Raw genomic sequence first — 25,885 nt, forward strand, 5'->3', positions numbered from 1 at the left:
CTATTTTCGGATTTCATTCCGCAAAATTCAACTTTTGATTTGGGTACCAAAATATATTAAAGTGCCATCTTATTAAAAGTAAATTTTTTCTATATTAAATAAACAAAATACCTATTTTCGTACCTATTCTTTGTCAATTTACGATATAATATTCCAAGGTTTCATTTAGATTTAATTAGAAAAGAGGCGTATCCGTGAGGAGAATTATCCTTTCAATCGTTACATTAATCATTGTTCTGGCATTTCCTTTTATCATTTGGAGCTTACAAAGCAAAGAACAACTGCAGGTCGCCATCATCGATAAAACAGTTCCAACCGAAAATTATCGGGAGCACCATGGCCTAACCTGGCTGCTTAATCACAACCGTTATCTCAAAGCTGATGGCTCAACTTATACAAATAACACCGATTACTTTGGTTTTGTTCCAAATGAACATGAACAAACCTATGACATCCGTGAAATGCCTGATTCATTGGCAGGAACCGATTTGATTTATGTCGCTGATACTTACGGCGTTTATAACGAAGATTTATCGTGGAATGAGCCGCAAGAAGAAAATGCTCCTTCTCTTTTATATGGCGGATTAGAGATCGATGAATGGAACACGATCAAAGATCAAGTTACACAAGAGGGCACTGATCTTATTGTTGAGTTCAATTCATTTGCCTCTCCTACAAGCCAAGATGTCCGATCGGATATGACTGACTTTCTTGGCGTCGACTGGACCGGCTGGAGCGGCCGGTATTTTGGTGAGTTAAGCACGTCAGAAGAAGAAGTGCCGAAATGGGTTGTCTCCCGTTATGAAAAGTCCGGAGAGAGCTGGAACTATAAGGGGGCTGGGTTTGTACTGGTCAACGACAAAAAAGAAGAAATTGTTGTATTGTCTGAACAGCAAGGAGACGTTGGTCCCGAAGGAATTCGAGTCATGTTCAACGATCAAGGCAAAGAGCTGTTCGCTTTGGATCAGTCTCCTGCATTTCAATACTGGTTCGATATCAGTGAACCGGCAGTCAACGGAACAGTGCTGGCCGACTATCAATGGGACTTAACGGATGAAGGTTCTGCCATCTTGAAAGAATATGGCATTCCCACACAATTCCCGGCAATTGTGCAGCAGCAAAAAAATGAAGCTGTCGTTTATTTCTTTGCAGGAGATTTTGTCGACATTGGCGACATTCCGGATTTATACCAGTATAGCGGTTTCGCCAAAATCCAGTCGCTCTTGTCCTTTAAAGCGATGGAGTCAGAATCTGCGTTTTACTGGAAAACATATGCACCGATGATGAAAAGCATCCTAGCGAGAACCGAACAGAAAGAATCCGGGAAAGCAATAGAACCGGCTGCAGCTAAGCAAGCGGAAAGCAAAGGCATCAAGCATCCTTCCCGGATTAACGGGCAAACATTTGAAGTTTATCAAGACGGCAAATGGCAGCCTTTTACGGTTAAAGGCGTTAATATCGGGATGGCAAAACCTGGTACCTTCCCAGGAGAAGCCGCTATCACCCGCGAAGAATACGACCGCTGGTTCAAACAAATTGGAGAAATGAACGCCAATGCAATCCGGGTTTATACGCTTCATCCTCCGGCATTTTATGAAGCATTAAAAAGTTACAATGAAACAGCTGACGAGCCGCTGTATCTGTACCATGGAGTCTGGGTAGATGAAGAACCACTCGTTGAAAAACTGGATGCTTTCGATGCAGATATCACTAAAAATTTCCAAGCAGAAATCCAAAAAATTGTTGATGTCGTGCATGGCAATGCAATAGTTGAAGAAAAGCCAGGCCATGCAGCCGGAACCTATAAAGCAGATGTCTCTCCTTATGTTATTGGCTGGGTCATTGGAATTGAATGGTTCCCTGACATGGTTGATGAGATGAATCATCTTCATCCAGACCTTGGCGATTATGACGGCGAACATATTTACACGGAAAACGCCAATCCAATGGAACATTGGCTCGCGATGCAGCTGGACTCGCTTTCGGAATATGAATTAAGCACATACGACAGCATGCGTCCTTTAAGCTTTACAAACTGGGTCACAACCGATAATTTGGATCAGCCTGCCGAACCGAATGCAGAAGAAGACATCGCTTCAGTGGATCCGAATCACATCAAAATCAAAGAAGATTTAAAAGAAGTAGGCATGTTTGCTTCTTATCACGTTTATCCATACTACCCTGAATTCTTGAATATTGAAGAAAAATATACGGAATTTATCGATCATAGAGGCGAACGCAATAACTATGCCGGTTATTTAAAGGACTTGAACGATTCGCACGAATTGCCGATATTGATTGCGGAATTCGGAGTCCCTGCTTCTCGTGGCAAAGCACACGAAAACCCGTTTGGCTGGAACCAAGGATTTATTTCTGAACAGCAGCAAGGGAAAATCGCCCAACATCTTTACGAGGATATCCTGAACGAAGAAATGCTAGGAGCCCTAGTCTTCGCTTGGCAAGATGAATGGTTTAAACGCACGTGGAATACGGCGGATTATGACAATCCCGACCGCCGTCCGTTCTGGTCAAATGCCCAGACCAACGAACAGCAATTCGGCTTGCTCAGCTTTGACCGCCACAAAGTAAAAATTGATGGCAAAGATGATTGGCAAGACGGGACGGAAATATTTGAAAAAGGCACAAAATCATTGAATTCGTTCACCATGGATCATGACGAACGCTACCTTTACATCAAAGCCATTTTTAATGATAAAGATTGGTGGGACCAACAAGATTTCAACCTTTACTTCAACTTAAGAGAAGACAAGGGCATTGCAGTTAAAACAGCACCCGGCAAAAAGTTCAATGCTGATTTCCACTTGAAAATCAGCGGCAAAGATTCTGCACAGCTTTTAGTGGCAGGTGACTACGACTCGTTTTATTACGATTATGCAGAGCGCCTTAAAATGATACCTAAATCAAAGCAGGACGTAGCCAAGGTATTCCACCCAATTCGTTTAGCTTTAAATAAAGAAGTGACCCGTCCTGATACAGGTGAAGTCCTTCCTTTCTCTGCATATGAAACTGGAATATTAAAGTATGGCATTGCCGATCCGGAATCTGCAGAATATGATTCCTTGAACGACTGGTACTACTCAGAAGAAACCGGCATTCTGGAAATCAGAATTCCGTGGATGCTGTTAAATGCAAAAGATCCAAGCCAACGAGAATTTATGGGTGACATGCGGAAAGATGGCATAGAAGCTTCCATTAAAGTAGAAGGCATTAATACAGCTATCACTTTAACTGATAAGAAAGGCACCATCACTGACTATTTTGCCGAAGGACAGCCTGGCAGCTACACATGGGAAGAATGGGAATTGCCGAAGTCCGAAGAACGTTTAAAACAGTCTTATTACATCCTGCAGGACTTGTTTAGCAATATAGAATAACAAAAAAAGAAAGTCCGCAATTGCGGACTTTCTTTTTTATATGCCTTCTTCTTTCGAGAAGACCCCTTGCCTTTCCATATCTCCCCATACTGATTTCTTCGTTATGGCAACGATGATTCCCTGGACACGCCAGAAATTCATCAATATGCGGTACCAGAATGTTTCAGTCAAAGCGTAAATGAATAAAATCACAATACTCTTTCTTTCCGGATATTTATGATAGGTCCATTCTTCAAGCAAAACAGCAAGTGAAGATAAGAGCGAACCATACAGGATCATGACCAGAAGCATCACAACGATAATTTCGGTATCCACTACTGAAAACAGCAAACCGCTGATGATGATGGCGTAACCCATCACTTCGAAAAGAGCACTTAATAATTCAATGAACAAAAAGTACGGCATGGAGAACATTCCGATGCCTTTATATTTGGGATTAAAAAGCATTTTCCGATGGATCCAAATCGTCTCTGCAAGTCCCCGCTGCCAGCGAATCCGCTGCGCGCGAAGCGAAGCAATGGTACTAGGTGCTTCGGTCCAGCATACGGGATCTTGAATGTATTCGATTCGCTGATCGGATTTCTCGTCTTTTATCGAACGATGAATGCGCACAATCAATTCCATGTCTTCACCGACTGTATCGGGATTATAGCCTCCTACCTTAATAACACGGCTTTTTTCAAAAACCCCAAAAGCTCCAGATATGATCAACAGGATATTAGCTCTGCTGAATCCGAGGCGTCCGATTAAGAATGATCGAAAATACTCAATAATCTGCATAATTTCCAACGAACGTTTCGGCAGCTGAACCTTTTCTATAACTCCATTATTAATTTTGCATCCATTGGCAATCCGGACAGTCCCTCCTGTCGCTGTGACTTTTCCACCAGAATCGATGATCGGTTTCACAGTTTTCAAAAGAGCATCTTTTTCCAGTACAGAATCGCCGTCAATTGCAGCGAAATAAGGATAATGTGAAAAATTGATGCCTGCATTTAGAGCATCCGCCTTGCCGCCATTCTCTTTTTCAATTAAAAATAAATTAGGATAAAGCTTTGATTGATAGGCTTTTTTTAGTTTGCCAGTCTTAAAATAGCTGCGCGTCGCAAGCTCAATCGGCGCCATCTGAAACGGTTCAATCAGTTTCTCACTTGTTAAATCAGTCGATCCATCATTAACGACGATTACTTCAAATTGCGGATAATTCAACGACAACAAGGACTGTACAGTGCTGGATACACCGGCTTCCTCATTATATGCCGGCACCAGCACAGAAACGGGGTATGTGTCTTTGTTAATCATCATTTCTTCGATTTGTTCCAAACGGTTCAATTTCTTCTCCCGGTTTATTTTCGGGCCGGCCACCAAAAACATCCCAAGATAAATTAAGTTAGCAGACAGCATATAGATGATGATGGTCCAAGAACCCGCTTCAAGTATTGTGCTCCATAACCCGCTCATTGGCTTTCACCGCCTTTTCTTGTCAGCATATGCTTCGCAATATCTCTTGCATACGCGTCTTCACTCGTTGCTCCAATGTGCTTTAACAATCCCGTACCATCTTCCAATCCGTAAATATTCTCTGCTGCAGCAAACCGGACCCACCAAACCGGATCCGAAAACAGCTCAATTAGAGATTCTTTGAATTCATTCAATCCGCAGGCACCTGTCAGTTTTGCGGCATACATCCGTTCTTCCCAAAATTCCGACTTAAAAAATGCCGACAATTTTGATGGGTCTTCCAGTTTCTCGTAATTGCACAAGCTCTTCATCGCTTTGATGCGCACTTCTTTTCGGTCATCCAACATCATTTTTTCAACAAATGGGAAGAAGAGGTTGTTTTTCTGTTCGCCATTGATCGTTAAGAAGGCAAAAAGCAGATCTTCTGAGGCGCTGTCTTCTAAAGACATACGCTGTGACAGGTCTGCTAATAAATTTTCATCCAGTCTGTACAAAATCTCTTTAATAAAAGCTACTGACAACATCTGATTGCCAATCAACACATCAATGACCCGGGAATCCTGCAAAATGGCAGCAGTGCGCAGACATTGGCGGTATTCTTCATCTTGTTTCCGCAAGCCTTTGAAATGCTGATCTACTGCTTCGCGTAAAGAAAACATCCGGAAATCTTCTATAAAATATAAAGTGTTGATCCGCTCGGCCCATTCCCCTTTTTTTAACACTTTTTTATAAAAAGCACTCAAGTTTTGTTCGGCTAACTCTGTCACCTTCCGCTTTTCATCTTTTGATGCAGCTTCGGACATAAGCGCATCGAAAACTCTTTCTATAACGGCAGCTTGAAATTGGACTCCTGCTGGAAGCTCCGGTTGTTCTTTAAGAGTCCCTTCTATAAGTCCACTATATTGAGGGAACAATCGTTCCACTTCCTGCTGTATTTTCTGTTCAGCAGAAAGCGTACGCGTTTTCCATAAGACCAATCCAATCAATAAGGCGAATTGCAATGCTAAGAGCCCCCCAATCACCCACAGAAAAACTTCAACCATCTGTTTTAGCTCCTTTTTACTGCGTCATTCTAATTTCAAGACTTTTATTTTGTATAATCGTTACCCTAGTACAGTTAATTTGTAAATAAAAAACAATTATTAACCCCATCTTACTATAATTGAAAAGAAAAGAGTAGAAGCTGAAAATAATAAAAAACACTTTCAAAATGAAAGTGTTTTTACAGTCTACTATTTGCTTAGTTGCTCAAACCATATATCATAGCCTTCTCCTTTAAGATGGATGCCATCAATCGTGATTTCCTTCCTCAATTGGCCGTTTGGCGCTTCAAAAGCAGTATGTAGATCTACAAACTCTAAGCTGTTTTCTTCAGCAACTTCTTGAAGTATTTCATTGAACTGGTGAACTTTTTCATTTGAAATCTCGTTATTGAAATCTTGGTTATTGATTGGAAGAATCGATTGGAGAATGACCTTTGTGGAATTTTCATCAAAAGACTGAATAATTTTCTCTATATTTCTGCGATAAGAATCAGCTTCTACTCCTGCAGCTATATCATTGATGCCAATCATAAGATAAACTTCTTTGGGATTCCGCTTCGCGGCTTCATCAATTCGGTTTAAAACCCCTTTAGATGTATCTTCTGCAATTCCTCTATTTAAAACTACTTGATCGGGATAATACTCCTGAAATTCACCGTGGTCCGTGATGCTGTCGCCTAAAAACACTTTGTCGGGCTTAGCCGTATTCAGCGATTCGAAAATATCTTTTTTCTGGAGGTAGTAATCTGGGAACTCTTGAGGTGAAGCTGCATTCCCAATTTGTTCTTTTATAAATGAAATTCCGCCCTGTTTATACAGAATAAAACCGGCTGCTCCAATAAACAATAGATTCACAATCAGTGATCCCATTAATAATGCCTTTACCTTTTTCAAACCTTGTCACTTCCTATTTTTAAAATACGCCTTCATTTTCTTAAAAGCCATAGTAAATATTATTGCCTAACTCTTAACGGTTTAAACTTTAAGAAGAAAGATTAAAAGCGATAATTCAACTTGTTAGCTGAGTAAGGCGATAAACTATAACCTAATATCAAATATTCTGTATAGTAAATTAAACTCAACGATATGTATAATAATTCCAATTTAGGTGAAATATTTATCAATTCCTTCTAGTCAAATAAAACTCCTGTTGCTATAATCAATTGAGTTCCAATCATTAAAGTGAGGTGAAAACTATGAATGAATTTATTAATGTATTTAAAAAAGCATTTGTCTTTAGAGGTCGTTCCAGACGCAGAGAGTATTGGATGTTCGTATTATTCAGTGCAATTTTCAACATTGTACTATCTATAGTAGATGCAATTGCTGAGCTTAATATAGCTGAAGGTATGGGGCTTCTTTCCGGACTTTTTTCTCTTCTCATTATCATACCTAGTCTGTCCGTTACTATCCGCCGGCTTCACGATATCGGCAAAAGCGGCTGGTGGTTCCTTATTGTCTTAATCCCGATTATTGGATGGATTGTATTATTTATTTTTTCTTTATTGGACAGCCAGCCAGGCAGCAACGCCTATGGTCCAAGCCTGAAAGAATCGAACTCCGATTACGCTATGGCGAAGTAAAAACAACAAAGCCGCTCTCATTTTAGACTGGAGAGCGGCTATTTTTCACTAGATATTCGCATGAACCTATTTCAGACTTGATGAGAAATACTCAATAGCAAAAAACTTGCTCTGTCACTTCTAGAAAACTTCCTATTCAGCCCAAACCGCATCCCACTCATGTATCTTGTAATTCCGTGCGCCGTTTTGTATGTACGGATCCTGCTTAACGAGATACTCACATTCTTCAAAAGAAGGAGCACGGTAAATGACGAGCCCTCCTGAACCATCAGTAAACTTGCCATTTGCCTGTACATGTTTTGCATGGCGCATCGATTCCAAAAAAGACAAATGCTGCGGCCTGAATCTTTCACTTTTCTCCTGATCTGCCATAGGCAGTAGCACTGCATAATACTTCATCAGCTGCACCTCTTATTTTTTATTAGTTAATCAGATGACATAATAATAACTCATCTTGCCTTAAAATCATAGAAATGCCGCAGCCACGTCCTATAGACATGGCTGCGGCATCTTAATTTTCATTTTTAACGCTGAGCACTGTTCTTGTTTGACTGTTCAACCTGTTTCTTCAATAAAACCCGCTCGCTCGATTAACATTTTTTGATAAAAATCATCCATCTCGTGCCATATTGTTTCATTGCTGAAGTTTTCTTCTCCCCATTTTTTTCCTTGAGTTCCCATCTGTTTTCGAAAATCTGGATTCGTGATAAGGTAATCCAATTGGGTAATTACCTCATTTACATTTTCCGGATCAACCAGCAGTCCTGTTTCACCCTGGATTACCGTATCTCTTGCGCCCGTTACATCTGCTGCAAGAACTGGAACGCCGGCAAGAGAAGCTTCTAAAGAAACATTTCCAAATCCTTCACGCTTTGTTAAGAATACAAATATATCCATTAAAAAATAAAATGGAATTGGGTTATGCTGATAACCCTTGTATATAATATGAGGGTTTTCCATTATTTCTGTTTTTGCAGCGTGGCTGACAGCATCTCCTTCTTCAAAATCCCCTACAACTAACAATCGCAAATTCGGATTCGTTTTATGCAAGTAAAGAAAAGATTCAACCAGTTCGTCTATTCCCTTATCTTTGGTCAGCCTTCCCACATACCCAAGCACTGTATGTTGACTAGACAGCCCCGTAGCATGGCGTATCTGCTCAATTTCCGACTTCAGCGACGCAGTCATTTTGAAACTTTCCAGATCAAACCCGTTATAACTTCCTTGTCCCAAAATACGGATTTTGTGTTCCGGAGCAATCCCCAGGCTAATCAGCTGCTCTTTTAAACTTGGAGATACGGCCAGAACATCTGTCGCTGCAGTAGCGGCAATCTTTTCAGCGGCATGAAGAATTCTTCTTTTCAAGCCGCCAGTGGTTTCCAATCTAAGACCGAGTACATTATAAATCCTGACGGGCACTCTGCATAAGAATGCCGCCAGTGTTACAATGAGTCCTGCCTTTGGTGTTCCGGCATTCACAATATCCGGCCGCTCTTTTTGGAACAGCCGAATACATGCCATCAAAGACTTAAAATCTTGAATAAGTGATATATCTCTCTCCATATTCACCGTCAGTACTTTCGCTCCTTCATATCCTTCAAATACCTGAATATAATCGCCTTCGGAAGAAATTGCCCGTACCTCATAACCTTCTCTCTTCAGATAAGCTAACTGTCCTTTCATTAACTTTAAACTTAATGGAATGGTAACAGCGTGTATGACTTTAATGGCCATGCAAAATCCCCCTTATCACTCTTTTCTTCAAACGCTGCCTACATGCACATTTTTAAACCAAAGTTTCTTGCGTAATCTGGTCTATCAGCATTTGAGCATAATGCGTAGGATTGGTATCTTTCACGGAAAAAACCTTCTTGCTGTTTTTTACGAGAGAGCTTAAAATTTCTTTTTCATTTGTTGCACATTCATCAATATCAAGTTCAGGATTAAAAAATTCATAAGCAGTCAATAAAGGAGATTTCAAATAGTGAAAAGCATTTCGATTAAAATTAACTAACTTCCGGACGGCTTCTGGGTCGGACTGACTTGTGACCTCATTGTCCCCTTTTTCCAATATCGCTATATGAGTCACCACTTCAGCATCCAGAAACGCATCACTGTCCACATAACGCGTAATAGGTGTCGCTTTTGAGAAAGAAACATATTCTAAAGGCGGAAACACTTTCGTTGCTTTGTTTTTTAATTTAGCGCCTTTACTTTGTTCCACATTTGAATAAAAGCGGAACGAGCTGGTCCAAGGCACCGAATAAATTTTTTCGCCGTCCGTAATGGCCAAATCTTCAGCAATGAATTTCGCTTCATGTTCCATGCAGGCCATCATGCTGCTCAATGTCTTTCCAGTACTTGGAGGGGCAAAAACCGCTACTGTGGAACCTTCTTTTTGAAAAGCGGAGCAATGGATTGGCGCAAACCCTTTCTTCAATAAAAGAACACCGGCTAAATCAGTCAAGATATAACCAATCGAATGTAGGTTCATGATTCGGTGTGTGATAAATTTATAATAGTTTTTGTTCACTGTTATTTTTGGTTCATCGGACAATAGATTTTCTGCCTTGATCCGAAATTTTTCTTTCATCGCTAAATTGCGGGTATAATAAATTTTATTTTCTCCTGGAGAGCCGTTGAAGTAATGATATTTCCCCAGTCTTTCCAACTGATCATCTTCGTTGAACTCCTCCATTACTAAATTGATTTTCACTTCACACTGTTCATATTCTTCGCGGGTGCTTTCGGGCATATTATGGCCAAAAGACCATTTAAAATCCTTAATATTCGTTTTTACCGCTAGAATATTTTTTGCAGCAACATAGTAGTATTCCATAAAATCCCCCTCTTCTATCCATCTGTTATTTTAAATATGGGTCTGTCCGGCAGGCTTCAGGCTGTCAGCCAGGCAAGTTTGATAATAACGGTCCAGTTCTTTCCACATCACCTGATTGCTGAAGTTTTCAATCGCCCAGTTGTATCCTTGCTCTCCCATTTGGCGGCGTATTTCCGGCGCAAGTATCAATAATTCAAGTTTTTCCAGGATATCCAGGGGATTTTCAGGATCTGCCAGAAATCCTGTTTTACCGTCAACAATGGTATTTTTAGCCCCCGTGACGTTTGCAGCAATAACCGGCACTTTGGAAAGAGCAGCTTCAATTGCTACATTTCCGAAACCTTCCCGTTTTGTTAAAAATACAAATACGTCCATCATATGATAGAAAGGAACCGGATTTCCTTGGTAACCGGTATGGATGATGTACGGGTTTTCCTTGATTTCTTTTTGTATTCTTTCTTCTACCGGATCAGCCATTTCGTAATCCCCGATAAGCAGCAGCCTCAGATTCGGATGAGTCTTATGTAGCGCAAGGAAAGAATCAATCAGCTCTGTAATGCCTTTGTCTTTCGTCATTCGGCCGACAAAGCCTAATACAACGTGCTCTTCAGTAAGCCCATATTTCTTCCTATTTGCCTTTATTGTTTCTTCGACTTCAGCTGTTTTCTGGAACTCCGCAATATTAAAACCATCGCCGCTTCCTTTGCCCAATACGGAAATTTTCTCAATTGGAGCAATACCGAATTCAGCTATGCGGCTTTTTAAACTGTCTGAAACCGCTAGGCAATGAGTAGAAGCACCCGCCGCTACTTTTTCAGCGGCAACCAAAATCTGTCTTTTCAGTCCACTAGTGGTCTCCATTCGAAGTCCCCTAAGAGTATAGATGCGGATTGGCACTCGGCAAATATAAGCCGCAAGAGTGACAATTAGGCCTGCTTTGGGAGTACTGGCATTGACAATATCGGGTTTTTCCTTGCGGATGATCCGAATGCACTTCACCAAAGATTTAAAGTCTTTTAAAAGGGAAATTTCCCGTTCCATTTCAATCAGCAGAACCCGTGTTTCTTCCTGTTTTTCAAACTTTGCCACATAGCTGCCGTTTGAACTCATTGCTTTTATGTCATAGCCGCATTTAGCCAAATATTTCAGCTGCCCTTTCATAAAATAAAGACTTTCTGAAACTGTCACTGCTTGAATTACTTTACTTCCCATTCAACTTCACTCCTTTGGATAGTGACAAGCGCCATATGTTGTTCTAGATTGTAGGAAAAATGAATGTTTAAGCAACAGGTCAATCTGTATGAATAGACCCCCATTTATTCATTGCTGTAAACGCCTTCGGATTTGATCACTTTAAAGAATGTCTGCAAAATGATGTATAGATCATATCGAATGTTCTTTCGGTTGATATATTCTACATCTAGATCAATTTTTTCATCCCAAGTAAGCGCATTTCTTCCGCTGATTTGTGCCAGTCCTGTAACGCCAGGTTTAACAAAAAGCCGCTGTTTCTGGTATTCGTTGTAATTGTCTGTCTGTGAAGGCATCGTCGGTCGTGGGCCTACAAAAGCCATATCCCCTTTTACAATATTGATCAATTGCGGCAATTCGTCTAAACTGGTAGTCCGCAGAATATATCCGACTTTTGTAATCCTCGGATCATTTTCTACTACATCAATGTCCAGACTCAGTTTTTCGGGCTCATCATACATCGTCCGAAACTTATAAATGGTAAAGTATTGGCCGTGCAAACCGCCGCGGACTTGAGTAAAAAAGATGGCCCCTTTTGATTCCAATTTAATCAGGATTCCGATTAAAGCAAACAGCGGGGACAAAATAATCAACAGTAATAGCGCGAAAAGCCACGCACTGCTGCGGGCCAGATATTGGGACCACTTGGCTTGCTTTAACACAAAAGCAATTTGTTCATTTGCCATTTCTATTCCTCCTTAAAATCGCCAAAGCTCGATGTTTTCCGGCTTTTCATCTGGATCCAAAGTACTTTTTATATCAAAGACCAGTCCTTTTTTATCGATGAGAAGCTTTTCAATCAACTTCCATCCGGCCTCTTTATACAATTTATGAGGGACAGCGAGGATGACAGCGGATGCTGGAAGCAGCTCCGATTCCGGAGTGATGATTAGCCCGTAACGCCGCTCCATCTCCTCCGGATCAATGCAAATATCTGCAATTTGCACTTCAATGCTGTATTCCTGGAGTTCTTCAATTACATCGAGCACTTTTGAATTTCTCAGTTCATTCATATCCTCTTTATAAGTAATGCCTAATACAGTGACACGCATTCCTTTTACTGCACTGTTGTTTTTAACCAGCTTTTTTACAACGGTCCTGGCGATGTAGCTGCTTATACCGTCGTTGACTCGTCTGCCCGCTAAAATGATTTCAGGATGGTAGCCCGCTTCTTGGGCTTTATGCGTCAAATAATACGAGTCAAATCCTACCCGGCGCCCACTGACAAGTCCGGGAGTAAACTTCAGGAAACTTTTTTTAGTTCCTGCAGTTTCCAGCACATCGTTGGTATCTATGCCCAGGCGATTAAATATAAGTGCAACTTCATTTATAAAGGCAATATTGACGTCCTGCTGCGTGTCTTCGATCACTTTTGCCGCTTCTGCAATCCGTATTGATTTTGCTTTAAAGACGCCAGCATCAACTACACTTCCATAAACGGAGGCTACAAAGTCCAGGACTGCTTCATTTTGTCCGGAAACAACTTTCTTCGTTTTTGTAAAAGCCTGTTTCTTGTTTTTGGGTTGGACGCGTTCAGGAGAATAGCCCACAAAAAATTCGCTTCCTGCCTCAAGCCCTGAGTTTTTTTCAAGTACCGGTATGCATTGCTCTTCTGTAGCTCCGGGATAAACTGTCGACTCAAAAACGACAACAGCCCCTTTTTTCATATGCTTGCCTACTGCTGCACTTGCACTCAAAAGAGCCTTAAGATCCGGCTGGTTCAAGCTGTCAATTGGAGTTGGCACTGCAACAATGATAAATCCCGCTTCATTGATTCTTGCTGGATCAGTTGTAAACTCAATATTCAAGTCCTTTAGTTCCCATTCTTCTATTTCATTGTCATTATCGATGCCTGTTAAAAGCTGTTCTATACGCTTATCGTCAATATCAATACCGATGACATTGTATTTTTTTGCGAAAGTGGCAGCGATCGACAAGCCGACATAGCCAAGCCCAACTACCGCTATTTTCAACTTGTCGATCATCATGCTATCCTCTCTCCTTTTTTCTGCTTCCAACGAATATTCGCTAACGTTAAGAGCTGCTTAGTGTTTGACATCGTGAATGTAATCAGCAACAGCGGAATTATTTTATTGCGGTGGCGCATGGCTGTTCCCGCGGATTGTGTCCCATAGGAATAAACGAATACAGTCACAACCAGAAACAGCGCTATGAAGACTTTATTTCTGATTGGCATGTCACTCTTCAAAAGCCCCAAAACAGTGGCTCCTACCAAAAATAAGTAGATCGAAGAATCAAATAAGAAACTCACAATATCTCCCATACCGCGCCAATCTAATGGAAGCGGAGAAAACATAAAGTAAAACATTTTAATTGGTGCCACCAGAATCGCAGCCACGCCCGTCAAACCATTCAAGCTTGCCAGATACATCGATCCGCCTTCACCCCCGATTTCCACTTCGGTGATGACCTTCCCTTCAGGACTAATAAATTTCCCTAGGAACATTTCGGCATTCAAGAAGATGAAGGCGAATAATGCGGCAAAGAATAGGAGATACAGGATGGTCTGACCCGATTTTTTTGACGTTTTCGTACTGAGAAACAGAAACGCCAGCACATAAGCAGCCACAAATCCGATCATTCCTGAGTGGAAAAGCATCGACATCAAAGCCAGTACGACTGCCAGCAAGAAGTGGAAGAACCCGCCGTCCGTAAACCATCTGACGAAAAAGTAAAGGGAAACAGTGATCAAAAAGATGATGAGAGATTCACGCAATAAAATACTCGACATAAAAATGCTGTTCGGCATAGCAGAGAAAATAAGCAAAGCTATGAACATCAATTTCTTATCGGTTTTCAAATGAATCATGGCCTTTAATAGATAAATTGCTGAAAATACCCAAAAAGCTACATTTAAAAACTGCACAAAAGGCCGCTGGTCGCCAATCATATAGTAAATCGCTGAAAGGAAAGGAACATAATTCGTGGCGCCGTCTTCTAACGGATACATTCCATTGGCGATGAGGAGAGAAACTTCGTGAAAGTATTCAGTATCAGTGCCACTTGAGAAAATAGTGATGGACGGAATATACAAATCAATGAAAAGCACGAATACCCGAACCACAAATCCGATAAAAATAATTGCCAGCCATTCCCTTTCCAGCGTCCGGTACAGATACAAGGATATTGCCACGATGCTGACAAGCAGCATCAACATGCCATAAGCATCACCCAGCGGGATAAAATCTTTAATCATATACGTAACCAAAATCTCCATTAAAAACAGAGCCAATATGAAGAGCATAGTTGGAGCACCCCCTTATAAAACTATAAAAGCTTGTATTGCGAAATATTTTTATCTCTTCGCCAACGCGACTATTCTGGATTTGTAATAGCCGATGTCACTTAATTGAAGAACCCACAGCATGCTGGCATAAACAACAATACCTGCTCCAATGCCTCCAGCCAAAGCCAAAATTCCCATTCCCGCTTCATCAAGCAGCGTGTAAATGTATTTGGCTGAGAAGCCCATCACAGCTGAAGCCATCACAGCTTTGAATAGATCCTGAACGATTTTTAACGAATTCATCGAACCGACTTTCCGTACCAAGGAAATATATAAAAAGCCTGTGAAAACCAGTGTCGAGATGCTTGTTGCAAGTGCCAGTCCATTAATTCCCATGAATCGCGATAGAATGAGGCATAAGATGACATTCAAGAACATGGCTCCAAAAGCACTGATCATCGGTGTCCGGGAATCTTCCAGTGAATAAAAGACTTTTACTAGAACTTCACGAAGCCCGAAGCCGAGCATCCCGACGGCATAGAAGAAAAGTACTCCGGAAGTAAGGATTACCTCATTCGCTTCGAAAGCCCCCCTGCCAAAAAGCAATTCAGTGATTTGTGTTGAAAAAATCATGATGCCGACCGCTGCCGGAATGACGATCAATGCTACAGTCGTTATGATTTTCCCAACGATATTTTTAAGTTCAGCCATATTCTGCTTGACAGCAAGCTTTGAAATTTTTGGAAACATGACGGTCACAACAGCGGTAACAAAAATTGCTTGGATAAAGAATATGATGCGGTGGGAATAAGTTAAAGCAGAGATTCCGCCTTCTACAATCTGCGAGGCTAATGTACGATCGACCAGCACATTAATCTGATCAGCAGAAACCCCGATAATTACAGGTATGGCAATATACATCATTTTCTTCACATTTTTTTCTCTAGGATTTACTTTGAAACTGTGCCGGTAGCCTGTTTTGCGTATCCACGGAACCAGAAACAAAAATTGCACAACTACGGCAACGAGAGTTCCGATGGACAATACATAAATATTCGTAAAAGAGCTTAAATAAATGACAAAAAGCATCATTATGTTTAATGGCAATCCGGCAAGAACCGTTGGCAAAAAACTCTTATGGACTTCCAAATAGCCGTTAAAGACATATATCAATGCGGTGAAATAGATGCTCAAGGCAGCAATACGAGTAAAGTCGATAGCGATTTTCAATGTCTCGCCTTCAAATCCAGAAGCGAATACTTTAACGATAGCCTGTGGAAACAACAGAATGAGCACCACAATGCCCGTCGATAACAGCAAAACGATATTGATCACGTTTGCTGTAAATTTTCTGGCTTCTGCAATTCCTTGTTTTTCCTGAATTTTAGTGAATATCGGAATGAAACTGGCTACAATTCCCATACCTATAAAAGAAAAGAACGCAGTCGGAATATCTGTCGATACCAGATAGGCATCTGTTAAACCATCAGCGCCATAAAAATATGAAAGAGAGATGTCTCTCGAGAAGCCCAGCACTTTAGTTACGATAATTACTGTCATTAAGGCAATAACGGTCTTTTCCATGTTCTTCTACCTCATTTTTTGCTTATTCTTGTAGATTTTTCCTAGTCACTTGGCCATGCAAAAAGCATTATTCGGAACACAAGAATCCTGGGAAGTATAGCGGTCATCTGATATTTATCCGGTTAAAAATGCCGTTTGCGTTTTACATCCTGGTGCTTCAAAGAAGAAGCTATAACGCCTTATTTGTTGTCGAGTTATATTTGCCTTCCCCCCTGTTTAAACTGTTTATTGAGACTTATACTAAAGCGCTTAGGTTAAAAGTAGGTTAAACTGTTTCAATTTTTGAAATAATCAGCATAAAAAAGAAGTGGGCAATCCGCCAGCTTGCGGATCGTCCACTTCTTTTCATTTGGTCTTCAGATTTCCAGCTTTATATTATTACTGTATTCCCGCTTTACGGCTGACCGGTAAGCAGGAAAGAATTCAGTTTCTCTTTCCACACCTGCTGCCTGGCATAATTGATCGTAAATAGGTTCATTCCAAATCTTTTGTCCAATATAAAATTTGAAGTTTGTATTTTTGCCGAATTGCTTTTTGAAGGCGTATAACTTATCATCTAAGCTATTCGTTCTTCCTCCGCCGTCATGGATTAAGTTAAATCCATTTTCCTTCCCCCATTCAACAAGAGCATACTGCAAAATATAAGCAGGTGATAAACGATGAAATTCTTCCAATGTGCCAGACAAATGGGTATGAATGGTTTCGCCATAGACAAAATTCAATCCCATTCCAATTACTTGTCCTTCATAGACTGCTTCAACCAGTAAAATATTCTTACCGAAATACCCTAAAATTTCCTTGAAATAATCTTCATCAAAATAATAGTAAGTATCCGCCTTATTACGCTTCATCGTATGATGGTAAATATTGATGAATTCTCCGAGATCCGGCGGATTTACGGTGATCTTAAATTCTACGCCATCATTCAGCGCTTTTCTTATATTTTTCCTGGTAGACTTCGAAAACTCTTTTTGCACAGGATCATCATAATCTTTCAAGTTTGTACCAACCGTATTTCGAATATACGAGACTTCATAGCAGCTTTTGAAATCATGCGCATTCGCTATTACAGGATGGAAGCGTATAAACTCGCTAACAATATCGTTTTCTTTGCAATATTCCTGAAAAGCTTCCATAAATTTTGCGGTCAATTCTTCTTGCTTGCCGGGTTCGCATTCAGTGACCAAAGGCCCGCCATAGCCATATGGCGTAACAATATCGAAATATGTTTTACCCAGAATTTCCAAGGGGATTTCACGCTTAATGAACATATGTCTTATTGTTCCAAGTGAATGATGGAATTCAAATACCTCACATTTTCCATTTTCGATTTCCTCGTACAAACGCCCATAATTTTCATCAAAATATAAATCTCCCAATACTATTACCTCTTTTCATATATATATTTAAAATTAATCTCAAAAAATAAAAATTCATCTATCTTTTTATGTAATTTTGAAATTGGTATATACAGTAAATCTATCTGAATTATCTAAAATATTATTCCTATTATACCTTGAGAGTATCAAAAGTTCTATGACAAATTTAAAAAAGACCTCTTTTTTTACTACTTAATAATAATAAACCCAGATTTCAAAGCTTTTCCAACTGTTCAAGCAGAACAAAGGCTAAGGACAATGTGTTTTTAAACGCCCTATACAGCCGTTATTTTACAGCCTTATCCACCTTTTATAGTCAATTGATTTTTCATTTCTCTACAAGCAGGAGAATTTTAAATGTCAAAATAAAAATCCTGGAAATCATTTTAGATTCCCAGGAAGCTTTTAGGTTTATTCATGCTTTCTTGCGTTCAGACTTTGTTATATTCTTTCAAAACTTTTGTTCGATAGGCTGGGAAAAACTCTGCATTTACATCAATGCCGAGTTCATGGCATAATTCTTCATAAATCTTTTCGTTCCAGATTTTTTTTCCGATTTGAAACCTGAAATCGGTGTTTTTGCCGAATTGTTTCTTGAACAGATACAAAGTATCTTCTAGGCTATTCGTTCTTCCGCCGCCTTCATGGATCAAGTCAATGCCATTTTCTTTTCCCCAAACAGTCAAAGCGTATTGAAGGATATAAGCCGGCGACAAATGATGGAAGTTTTCCAATGTGCCTGAAAGATGCGTATGGATCAGCTTTCCGTAAACAAAGTTTAATCCCATTCCGATTACCTGGTTGTCATAAATTACTTCGACCAATAGAATATGTTCTTTGAAAAATTCAATCAGCTTCTCGAAATATGCATCGTCAAAATAATAATACGAATCGGCTTGATTGCGTTTCATCGTAGAATAATAAATTTTCTTAAATTCTTTTACATTTGGAGGATTGGCTGTCACCCGGTATTCAACCCCGGCTTTTAGGGCTTGGCGGACGTTTTTTCGGGCCGACTTAGAAAATTCTTTTTCAAACGGATCTTCGTAAGCAGCAAGATTGGTACCGACAGTATTTCGGATATGGACAATTTCATAGCACTCGCGAAAAGCTTCTGCATTTGCCTCTACTGGATGAAAACGGATAAATTCGCTTATTACTTTATTATCAGTACAGTATTGTTGGAAAGCTATCCCAAATTCTTTCACCAGTTCTTTCTCCTTGCCTTCTATACATTCAATGATGAGTGGGCCACCATAACCATATGGAGTTACCAGGTCATAATAAGCGACACCATTCAGAAGCATAGGAATTGGGCGCTTAATAAATAAATGCCTTACTGTCCCTAAAGAATGGTGGAATTCAAAAACTTCGTGTTTTCCATTTTCAATTTCTTCGTATAACCGGCCATAATTTTCTTCAAAGTAGATGTCTCTCATTACCTTGCCCCTTTTCCATAAGCGTATAATCTTAAAATCCATTTGATAGCTGACCATGCTGAGCTGTTTTAATGCAATAATCAAAATTTCTTATTCTTTGACATTAAAAATTTCGTACTGTCTTTCTGCCACGCAATAATGATTAGGCTTCACTATTTTATTCACTTTTGAGCAGCGAGCTTGAGTAACTCAGCCAAGAAAAGTATCGAATTTAAAATTTTTCAAATAATTAGATTTATTTAGCATTATATATCTTATGCGACAAAAGCGCTATTATAATTATTTCGTTTTCCGTATTATATGTTGATTTAGCAGATCCGCTTAAGAACTTAGAAGTTAAAGTAGAGCCTTTTTCAGACCGCAGTAGGGCTGGAACGCATATTTTTCATTTTCTAAACGAAGGAATAATTCTTTGATTCATTTTCTTTTTTATAATAAATTCATTAAATTTCCCTATTCTTTAAAGAAGAAAATCAAAAATAATCCATGTCTCTTTAAAAAATAGCTTTAAATTATTTAAAATAAATCCTTTTCTATAGTATTTTATACCTATTCCATACAACCTATTCAACGGTTATACTATTCAAGATATTACAATATTTACCTGGGAGGTAGAAAATGAAACGGTTATTGTTATTGGCATTGTCAGCAGCATTAGTATTTGCAATTTTTCCTGGTTCCGCATTCGCTATTGAAGCGGACTCAAAAGAGTTTGATGCATTTTTGAAAGAAATTGGATGGGAAAAACAGGATTATATCGACTACTTGAATGAAAAGGAATACTCGTTAGAAGAATTTGGGACAGTTGATGAATTGGGAACGCCTTTATCGGAAGAAGCCATTCTCCCGGTTCTGACTAAATATGAACTAACTCGTGACGAATTGAATGCCTTGTTAGTTAAAAACGGAGAGATTGAAAAAGGCTCTGATGTTCTTAAATCGGAATCTATTATATTCGCGGAAGAACTGGACTATTATGTAGATTTTTACTTGGATGGCGGCAATGAAACCTCTATCTCAGATGAGGCACTTCAGCAGTTCATCGAAGAATATGGCTTTGAATCGAAAGAAGAATTAGAAGCACTTTTGAACGAGTATGGGGATTCCATCGAAAACTATGAGTCTATCGAAGCTCTAGAAGAAGCGGTTGCTCTGTATATGATTTTCGGCTTTGAACTTGAAGGGTTATTCGAAGAGCTCGGGCTGACAAGTGAAGAAATAGAAAGATTGGAAACTCATTTAAATACTCTTCCTATTGAAACTCCAGCTTTCCAAGAAAGAGCATCAGCAATTGCTGATCGCATGATGATGATTGGCGAATTTGATTCAGCCGACGATCTATCTGCAGAGGAAATAGCAGAAATCATGGACATCTTCAGTGATTTGCTTGAGCTATTTGATTTAAATACTCAATATTTCCTTGTAAAAGGCACCGATAAAAAAGAAATTAGTCTAAGCACTTTATTGGCGCTTGAAACACTAAATGGCTACAACCTTTTGATTGAAATTTACAATACACAAGGAACTTTCCTAGCGGACATTATTTTGACTGCGGAAATGTTTGGGGATGAAATCATTAAGGAGACCGGTAAAGATATCAAAGAAGCAGAGGAAACTGTTATTTTAGCTCCTGTTGCTCCTGCCGCTCCAACTTCTAAAACGCCAGCGACAGTAAATGTACCAGTGAAACAAACAATCCAGGGTGGCAGACTTCCTGACACAGCGTCCGATTATGCAGCAAATACTTTTGCTGGCTTGACACTTGCTCTGCTTGGAGTGGTGTTGTTCCGCCGCTTTAAAGCGCAAGGAATTTAATAAATGAAAAGGGATAAAAGTGAAAAAAGAAGAACCAAACCTATAAAACGTTTGGTTCTTCTTTCCCTGTCTGTTGCCCTTATTGTTTTTGGAGTATGGTTCAGCAGCACAAATGCGTCCTCTTTTTTAAAAGGCTATCTGCTTTTTAAAATCGGTCAAGCTGGAAACGACAGCCACTTAACAGAGTCCGTTGCAGCTGCTCCAGCAAAAGTAGAAATTCCTGAAAAAGTTCCATTGCCTGAAGTACTTTATCCAGAAGCTCCTGCAAAAGGAGAAAATATTGGCGATTTGTATATTCCGAAACTCGATGCTACACTTCCAATATTTCATGGCACAGATGAAGAAGAACTTGAAAAAGGTGTAGGGCATTTTGCGGACAGCGTGTTACCTGGCGAAGCGGATAATTCCGTGTTATCCGGCCATCGTGATACAGTATTCCGGAAACTCGGGGAAGTTGGAAAAGGTGACTTGCTTGTCGTCCAAACTTCTGCTGGCAAATTCACTTATAAAGTAAGGCAAGTCCGCATTGTTGATCAAGAAGACCGCACAGTTATTGTGCCTAAACCAAAAGCCACTTTAACGGTCTCCACCTGCTATCCTTTTGACTTTATCGGCTATGCGCCGGATCGGTATATTCTAATAGCAGATTTGATAGCTAGGGAATAAAGTGAAACTCACTCAGCGGAAGCTTTTCCCGCTGAGTGTTAGTTGAACTACTCAGGCTTTTAGGATCAATAGATATTCCGTTTGGCAAAATAGGTTAAAGAATCATTTTCCATAAAATTTTAAAGCCTGTAAACAAACTTCGGTTTGTTTACAGGCTTTTTATTATTCTTTCTTACTTCCAGTTCTTTTGTAACACCCCCATGTATCTTAGCTCTCCTTTTTACCCAAATCCTCATTTCAATATAGCCTATTCTGATTCTTTTTCAGTGCTTCCATAAACTAATAAACTTTAAAACAATTACTTTTTGCTTATCAGCTTCAATTATGCTAAGTTAATATAAAACTTAAAATTTAGATTATTCAGTCTATCTTAACGAGATGAAAGTACAAGTAAAATTCAATAAGCACAGGAGGTGAAGTGAAATGGCAAAATCCCAAGTAATGATTACAGATACTTTTATTGATAATTTGAGCAGAGAAACCTTACTGAAAAAAGTATTTGAAAAAATCGATGAGCATCGAAAAAGCGTTTTTATTGTGACGGCGAACCCTGAAATTGTAATGACTGCCCGCAAATCTTCTCTTTATCGTGAATCTCTTTTAAAAGCTGATTTTATTATTCCGGATGGATACGGAATAATGTTAGCTTCAAAAGTTCTCAAACAACCTTTAGAAGAGAAAATAGTTGGTTACGAGCTGCTTCATACCTTCCTTAAATATGCCAGCGCAAAAGAAAAATCCGTTTATTTTTTTGGAGCAAGAAAAGGAATAGCTGATTTGGCAGCAAGGAATGCCATTGAGCTTTACCCAAACATTAAAATCGCTGGAATACGGGACGGTTATTCGGGCCACGGTGATCATATCGCGGAAGAAATCGCTAATACAAATCCTGACTTTGTGTTTATTGGCCTTGGCGTGCCTTTACAAGAACAATGGGCGGCCAAATATAAGTACTTATTTGAGGCTTCTGTATTGATGGGGGTAGGCGGCAGCTTTGATGTTCTTTCCGGAACTGTCAAAAGAGCTCCGCAAATTTGGCTTAAATACAACTTGGAGTGGTTATACAGGTTATTAACTCAACCAACACGCGGAAAAAGAATGGTTCAGCTTCCCATTTTTATGATTACAGTATTCAAGCAAAAGTGGTTGAATTCACAAAAAAAACCAAAGCAGAGAAGAATATTTTGAAATTTAATAAGTTATCAAACTTACGTTTTTTCTTTGCTTAAATTAGCAGAACGTCTTTTGATAGTTATCCTTCACATTTGTATTATTAAGGAATTTTAAGAATGAAGAAGATACGTTCATTTTGTGCTTTTACCGATTCTTTTTACTCAGTGTTTCTAAGTATGATTGCCTATCAGCTTTTGAAGGCATCTTATTTTTTATACATAAAAACATGACATGGTCTTTTAATAAGCCTCCCCTTTAAAGAATTTAGGTACAATTTTGGCATATTGTCAATGAATATCAATTAGGTATTTCAACACACTTTAAGTTAAAGAATTTTTTGAAATTCAAATGTACTTCAATTAGTATTTTGTCACTTTCCATGAAACCGATGATAACTTTTCCTTATTTTCAGTTTTTAATAGATTCTTTATCCCTATATTACGCATTGATAAATATGTTTATTTGTGTTAAAATTCAAACAATTCTAATATTTATAGTTTATTTGCCCCTGGCCCCTGCATTATTTATATATTTCTCATAGGAGGATGGTGAAATGAAAAAATTCTTGCTTCTGTTAGGTATCTTATTGATATGTGGTGCTGGATATCTTATCTATTTATTTGGTTTTAAAGATTATAACGTTGCGGATGCAGAAGTGGATATCCTTACCAAAGAGGAATATGTAATTGAACTGGCAGATGGATCGAAAATCATCCTGGATAAAAACGGGAATTTGCTGCGCCATTTACAAGAGGGGGATGAAGCGGTCAAAACAGAAAAGTTTAGAGAAGGCATGCCTTATTCCGAATCGAGTGATTTGGCAGTAGCGTCTGTAACCAGTGAAAATACGAAAACCGGGACTGAAAAGGATTCAGCTGCTAAAGGCAATGATTCAAAAAAAGGAGATTATGGTGAGGCAAGCAATTCTGCTAAATCCCAAAAAGAAGGCATCACAGTAAGGGACATTGAGAAAAAGTATGAACCCGCTATTGAGGAAATTGAACGTCAAGCAAATAATAGTCTTAACAGCTTAATAGACTTAGCGAAAAGCGAGTATTTAGAAATGGAAGCAAACGATCAAAAAATCAGTTATCCTTATTTTTATAATAAATACAGCGCTGCTGCTTCCAAGCTGGAAAAACGTACAGATCAAATCTTCTATGCCGTTATGGACGTTATGGAGCAAGACCTAAAATCAAAAAATCTTCCTACCAGTCTTTCAGACAAATTGTCCAAGAAATACGAAAACAGAAAAGCTCAATTACGTAAAGACATCCTTAAACAAACTGCAGGATTGTAACCCTATGAGTTTATTGCCAATGACATTTATATTCATAAGCTCCCTTATAGGAACCGCCTCGTAATGATTATCCATATTGCGAAGGCGGTTTATTTTCGAACCTCTTCTCCCCATCCACACCCAATTCCTTTTTTGTAAGGGGATTCAATTAATTCATTTTTTCAAATTTTTAAGAAAGTATCGCTAAAATGCAATATATTAGATAGAATGATTAAAAGACTTGAGTATTCAAGGAGATGGTTATTTATGCGGCTTACAAACATAGAAACTGTTTATCAATTATCTTTTATGCCCCGGACGTTTCCTGTAAATTGCTATTTTGTTGAAGAAGAAAACGGATTAATCCTTATTGATGCAGCACTTCCCTTCAGTGCAAAAGAAATTCTTCGGACCGCTATGAAACTTAGAAAGCCGATTAAGTATATTCTTCTGACCCATGCCCATTATGACCATTTAGGCGCACTAGACGCTATCAAGCGAGCCTACCCATCTGCGGTAGTCGGCATTTCCGAAAGGGATGCCCGGCTACTAGCAGGAGATAAGCGGCTTTTGGGAGAAGAACCGAACACACCGATAAGAGGCAGTGTTCCAAAAAGTATTAAAACCCAACCGGATATCTTGCTGCATGAAGGCGATCGAATCGGATCGCTGCAGGTAATTTTTTCGCCCGGCCATACGCCAGGCTCGATTTCATTTCTCGACGTGCGCAACGGCAGTTTGATTGCTGGAGACGCTTTATATACAAAAGGCGGTGCAGCTGTATGCGGAACGCTAAAACCCTTATTCCCTTTCCCGGCATTAGCCACTTGGAACAAACGCATAGCTCATGAAAGTGCTGTAAAGTTAAAGGATTTAAACCCTCGGTTGCTTGCTGTCGGCCATGGCAAAATGATCAAAAACCCGGAACAAGCTTTTCATAAAGCCATTAAAGAAAGTATAGAATCGATGTAATAAAAATTTAAAAAATCGGGATAAAGTGAAACTTCCTTTAGTGGAAAGCTTCATCCCACTGAAGATTAGTTGAACCAATCGGACTTTTAGGGCCAGTAGGATGCTGCGGAGCAGTTCCGTACTGGGCATTAAAGCGGGATAAAGTGAAACTCACTCAGCGGAGCTTTACCCGCTGAGTGCTAGTTGAACCAATCGGACTTTTAGGGCCAGTAGGATGCTGCGGAGCAGTTCCGTACTGGGCTTTAAAGCGGGATAGAGTGAGGAGGAATATAAATGAGAGAAAAAATTCAAGATCTATTAAAAAAGGAAAATTACGCGTTTGATAAAGAGAAATGGAAATCGATTGAAAATGTTCCGTTTCTCATCAATACCGATACCACTCCATTACTCAATAAGATTAAAAAGAATATGGGTGTAACTAAAGGCATTTATATTTTCAGCGATTCTAATGAAAGAATTCTTTATATCGGAAAAGGTGCCCCCATTTACAATCGTATCCGGCGCCATTTCGCTAAACTTAAAAATTGCAGCCCTTCAATGCACGAAGAAGCCCCGCGACAAGAACTCCCATCTGCTATTACCATCCACTGGGTAGAAATTGAACAGCCGGAAACCAGAGAAATCGTGGAGCATATGCTGGCTTATACCTTGAAACCCGCATACAAGAAATGGCATATCGTTTAACGGTGCAATCTTTCCCGGTGACGGAACTTAAAACCGCTGATGAAATAAGTTTTCATCAGCGGTTTTTTAGCATAT

21 protein-coding genes are annotated in these 25,885 nt (G+C 39.5%); 8 read left to right on the forward strand and 13 right to left on the reverse strand.

Annotated features, from left to right (window positions below; translation table 11 throughout):
* Positions 1 to 194 precede the first annotated feature (194 nt).
* Entirely contained in the window at positions 195 to 3,395 is a 3,201-nt protein-coding gene (locus ACSFXN_RS00320) for a hypothetical protein (RefSeq protein WP_437148207.1), read from the forward strand.
* A 36-nt stretch (positions 3,396 to 3,431) separates the two neighbouring features.
* Here the strand turns inward: ACSFXN_RS00320 and ACSFXN_RS00325 are convergent, their stop codons facing one another.
* The 3 genes from ACSFXN_RS00325 to ACSFXN_RS00335 form a co-directional block, all read right to left on the reverse strand.
* Positions 3,432 to 4,856: a glycosyltransferase family 2 protein gene (locus ACSFXN_RS00325; RefSeq protein WP_437148208.1), complete on the reverse strand. Its 1,425-nt coding sequence runs from the start codon at positions 4,854 to 4,856 to the stop codon at positions 3,432 to 3,434.
* Positions 4,853 to 5,899, reverse strand: coding sequence for a HEAT repeat domain-containing protein (locus ACSFXN_RS00330; protein ID WP_437148209.1), 1,047 nt, complete (start codon positions 5,897 to 5,899; stop codon positions 4,853 to 4,855). The genes ACSFXN_RS00325 and ACSFXN_RS00330 overlap by 4 nt, the downstream gene beginning before the upstream one ends.
* Before the next feature lie 189 nt (positions 5,900 to 6,088).
* Entirely contained in the window at positions 6,089 to 6,793 is a 705-nt protein-coding gene (locus ACSFXN_RS00335; RefSeq protein ID WP_437148210.1) for a DUF459 domain-containing protein, read from the reverse strand.
* 302 nt (positions 6,794 to 7,095) lie between these two features.
* Here ACSFXN_RS00335 and ACSFXN_RS00340 point away from each other — a divergent pair, with 302 nt between their 5' ends.
* Positions 7,096 to 7,482, forward strand: a complete 387-nt coding sequence (locus tag ACSFXN_RS00340; protein WP_437148211.1) for a DUF805 domain-containing protein — start codon at positions 7,096 to 7,098, stop codon at positions 7,480 to 7,482.
* Between the two features lie 132 nt (positions 7,483 to 7,614).
* Here the strand turns inward: ACSFXN_RS00340 and ACSFXN_RS00345 are convergent, their stop codons facing one another.
* The 10 genes from ACSFXN_RS00345 to ACSFXN_RS00390 all read right to left on the reverse strand — a co-directional run bounded on the left by ACSFXN_RS00345 (position 7,615) and on the right by ACSFXN_RS00390 (position 19,221).
* Entirely contained in the window at positions 7,615 to 7,881 is a 267-nt protein-coding gene (locus tag ACSFXN_RS00345) for a YciI family protein (RefSeq protein WP_437148212.1), read from the reverse strand.
* A 156-nt stretch (positions 7,882 to 8,037) separates the two neighbouring features.
* Positions 8,038 to 9,216 (reverse strand): glycosyltransferase family 4 protein, encoded by a 1,179-nt coding sequence (locus ACSFXN_RS00350; RefSeq protein ID WP_437148213.1) that lies wholly within the window; start codon positions 9,214 to 9,216, stop codon positions 8,038 to 8,040.
* A gap of 52 nt (positions 9,217 to 9,268) precedes the next feature.
* Positions 9,269 to 10,321, reverse strand: coding sequence for a hypothetical protein (locus ACSFXN_RS00355; RefSeq protein WP_437148214.1), 1,053 nt, complete (start codon positions 10,319 to 10,321; stop codon positions 9,269 to 9,271).
* A gap of 30 nt (positions 10,322 to 10,351) precedes the next feature.
* On the reverse strand, positions 10,352 to 11,533 hold the full coding sequence (locus tag ACSFXN_RS00360) for a glycosyltransferase family 4 protein (RefSeq protein WP_437148215.1): 1,182 nt from the start codon (positions 11,531 to 11,533) through the stop codon (positions 10,352 to 10,354).
* Between the two features lie 104 nt (positions 11,534 to 11,637).
* On the reverse strand, positions 11,638 to 12,258 hold the full coding sequence (locus ACSFXN_RS00365; protein ID WP_437148216.1) for a sugar transferase: 621 nt from the start codon (positions 12,256 to 12,258) through the stop codon (positions 11,638 to 11,640).
* A gap of 12 nt (positions 12,259 to 12,270) precedes the next feature.
* Complete coding sequence (locus tag ACSFXN_RS00370; RefSeq protein ID WP_437148217.1) at positions 12,271 to 13,560, reverse strand: nucleotide sugar dehydrogenase; 1,290 nt, start codon at positions 13,558 to 13,560, stop codon at positions 12,271 to 12,273.
* Positions 13,557 to 14,837, reverse strand: a complete 1,281-nt coding sequence (locus ACSFXN_RS00375; RefSeq protein ID WP_437148218.1) for a hypothetical protein — start codon at positions 14,835 to 14,837, stop codon at positions 13,557 to 13,559. Before ACSFXN_RS00375 ends, ACSFXN_RS00370 begins: the two co-directional genes overlap by 4 nt.
* 51 nt (positions 14,838 to 14,888) lie before the next feature.
* The gene (gene murJ, locus ACSFXN_RS00380; protein WP_437148219.1) at positions 14,889 to 16,403 is read right to left on the reverse strand and encodes a murein biosynthesis integral membrane protein MurJ; all 1,515 of its coding nucleotides are present in this window, start codon (positions 16,401 to 16,403) and stop codon (positions 14,889 to 14,891) included.
* Positions 16,404 to 16,759: 356 nt separating this feature from the next.
* Complete coding sequence (locus ACSFXN_RS00385; RefSeq protein ID WP_437148220.1) at positions 16,760 to 17,782, reverse strand: lipid II:glycine glycyltransferase FemX; 1,023 nt, start codon at positions 17,780 to 17,782, stop codon at positions 16,760 to 16,762.
* 431 nt (positions 17,783 to 18,213) lie between these two features.
* On the reverse strand, positions 18,214 to 19,221 hold the full coding sequence (locus ACSFXN_RS00390) for a peptidoglycan bridge formation glycyltransferase FemA/FemB family protein (protein ID WP_437148221.1): 1,008 nt from the start codon (positions 19,219 to 19,221) through the stop codon (positions 18,214 to 18,216).
* A 618-nt stretch (positions 19,222 to 19,839) separates the two neighbouring features.
* On the opposite strand from ACSFXN_RS00390, the gene ACSFXN_RS00395 reads away from it, so the two are divergent.
* From ACSFXN_RS00395 to ACSFXN_RS00420, 6 genes are all read left to right on the forward strand, one after another.
* Positions 19,840 to 21,036: a processed acidic surface protein gene (locus ACSFXN_RS00395; RefSeq protein ID WP_437148222.1), complete on the forward strand. Its 1,197-nt coding sequence runs from the start codon at positions 19,840 to 19,842 to the stop codon at positions 21,034 to 21,036.
* Between the two features lie 3 nt (positions 21,037 to 21,039).
* Positions 21,040 to 21,702, forward strand: a complete 663-nt coding sequence (locus tag ACSFXN_RS00400; protein WP_437148223.1) for a class D sortase — start codon at positions 21,040 to 21,042, stop codon at positions 21,700 to 21,702.
* 423 nt (positions 21,703 to 22,125) lie between these two features.
* The gene (locus tag ACSFXN_RS00405) at positions 22,126 to 22,890 is read left to right on the forward strand and encodes a WecB/TagA/CpsF family glycosyltransferase (RefSeq protein WP_437148224.1); all 765 of its coding nucleotides are present in this window, start codon (positions 22,126 to 22,128) and stop codon (positions 22,888 to 22,890) included.
* A gap of 538 nt (positions 22,891 to 23,428) precedes the next feature.
* Complete coding sequence (locus tag ACSFXN_RS00410; RefSeq protein WP_437148225.1) at positions 23,429 to 24,175, forward strand: hypothetical protein; 747 nt, start codon at positions 23,429 to 23,431, stop codon at positions 24,173 to 24,175.
* Positions 24,176 to 24,421: 246 nt separating this feature from the next.
* Positions 24,422 to 25,126 carry an MBL fold metallo-hydrolase gene (locus tag ACSFXN_RS00415; protein ID WP_437148226.1) on the forward strand — a complete coding sequence of 235 codons (705 nt, stop codon included), beginning with the start codon at positions 24,422 to 24,424 and terminating at the stop codon, positions 25,124 to 25,126.
* Between the two features lie 273 nt (positions 25,127 to 25,399).
* A complete protein-coding gene (locus ACSFXN_RS00420) occupies positions 25,400 to 25,810 on the forward strand; it encodes a GIY-YIG nuclease family protein (protein WP_437148227.1) in 411 nt (136 codons plus the stop codon).
* Positions 25,811 to 25,885 lie beyond the last annotated feature (75 nt).

Origin of the sequence: Planococcus sp. 1R117A, assembly GCF_051417975.1 — a bacterium.
Taxonomy (GTDB): domain Bacteria; phylum Bacillota; class Bacilli; order Bacillales_A; family Planococcaceae; genus Planococcus; species Planococcus shenhongbingii.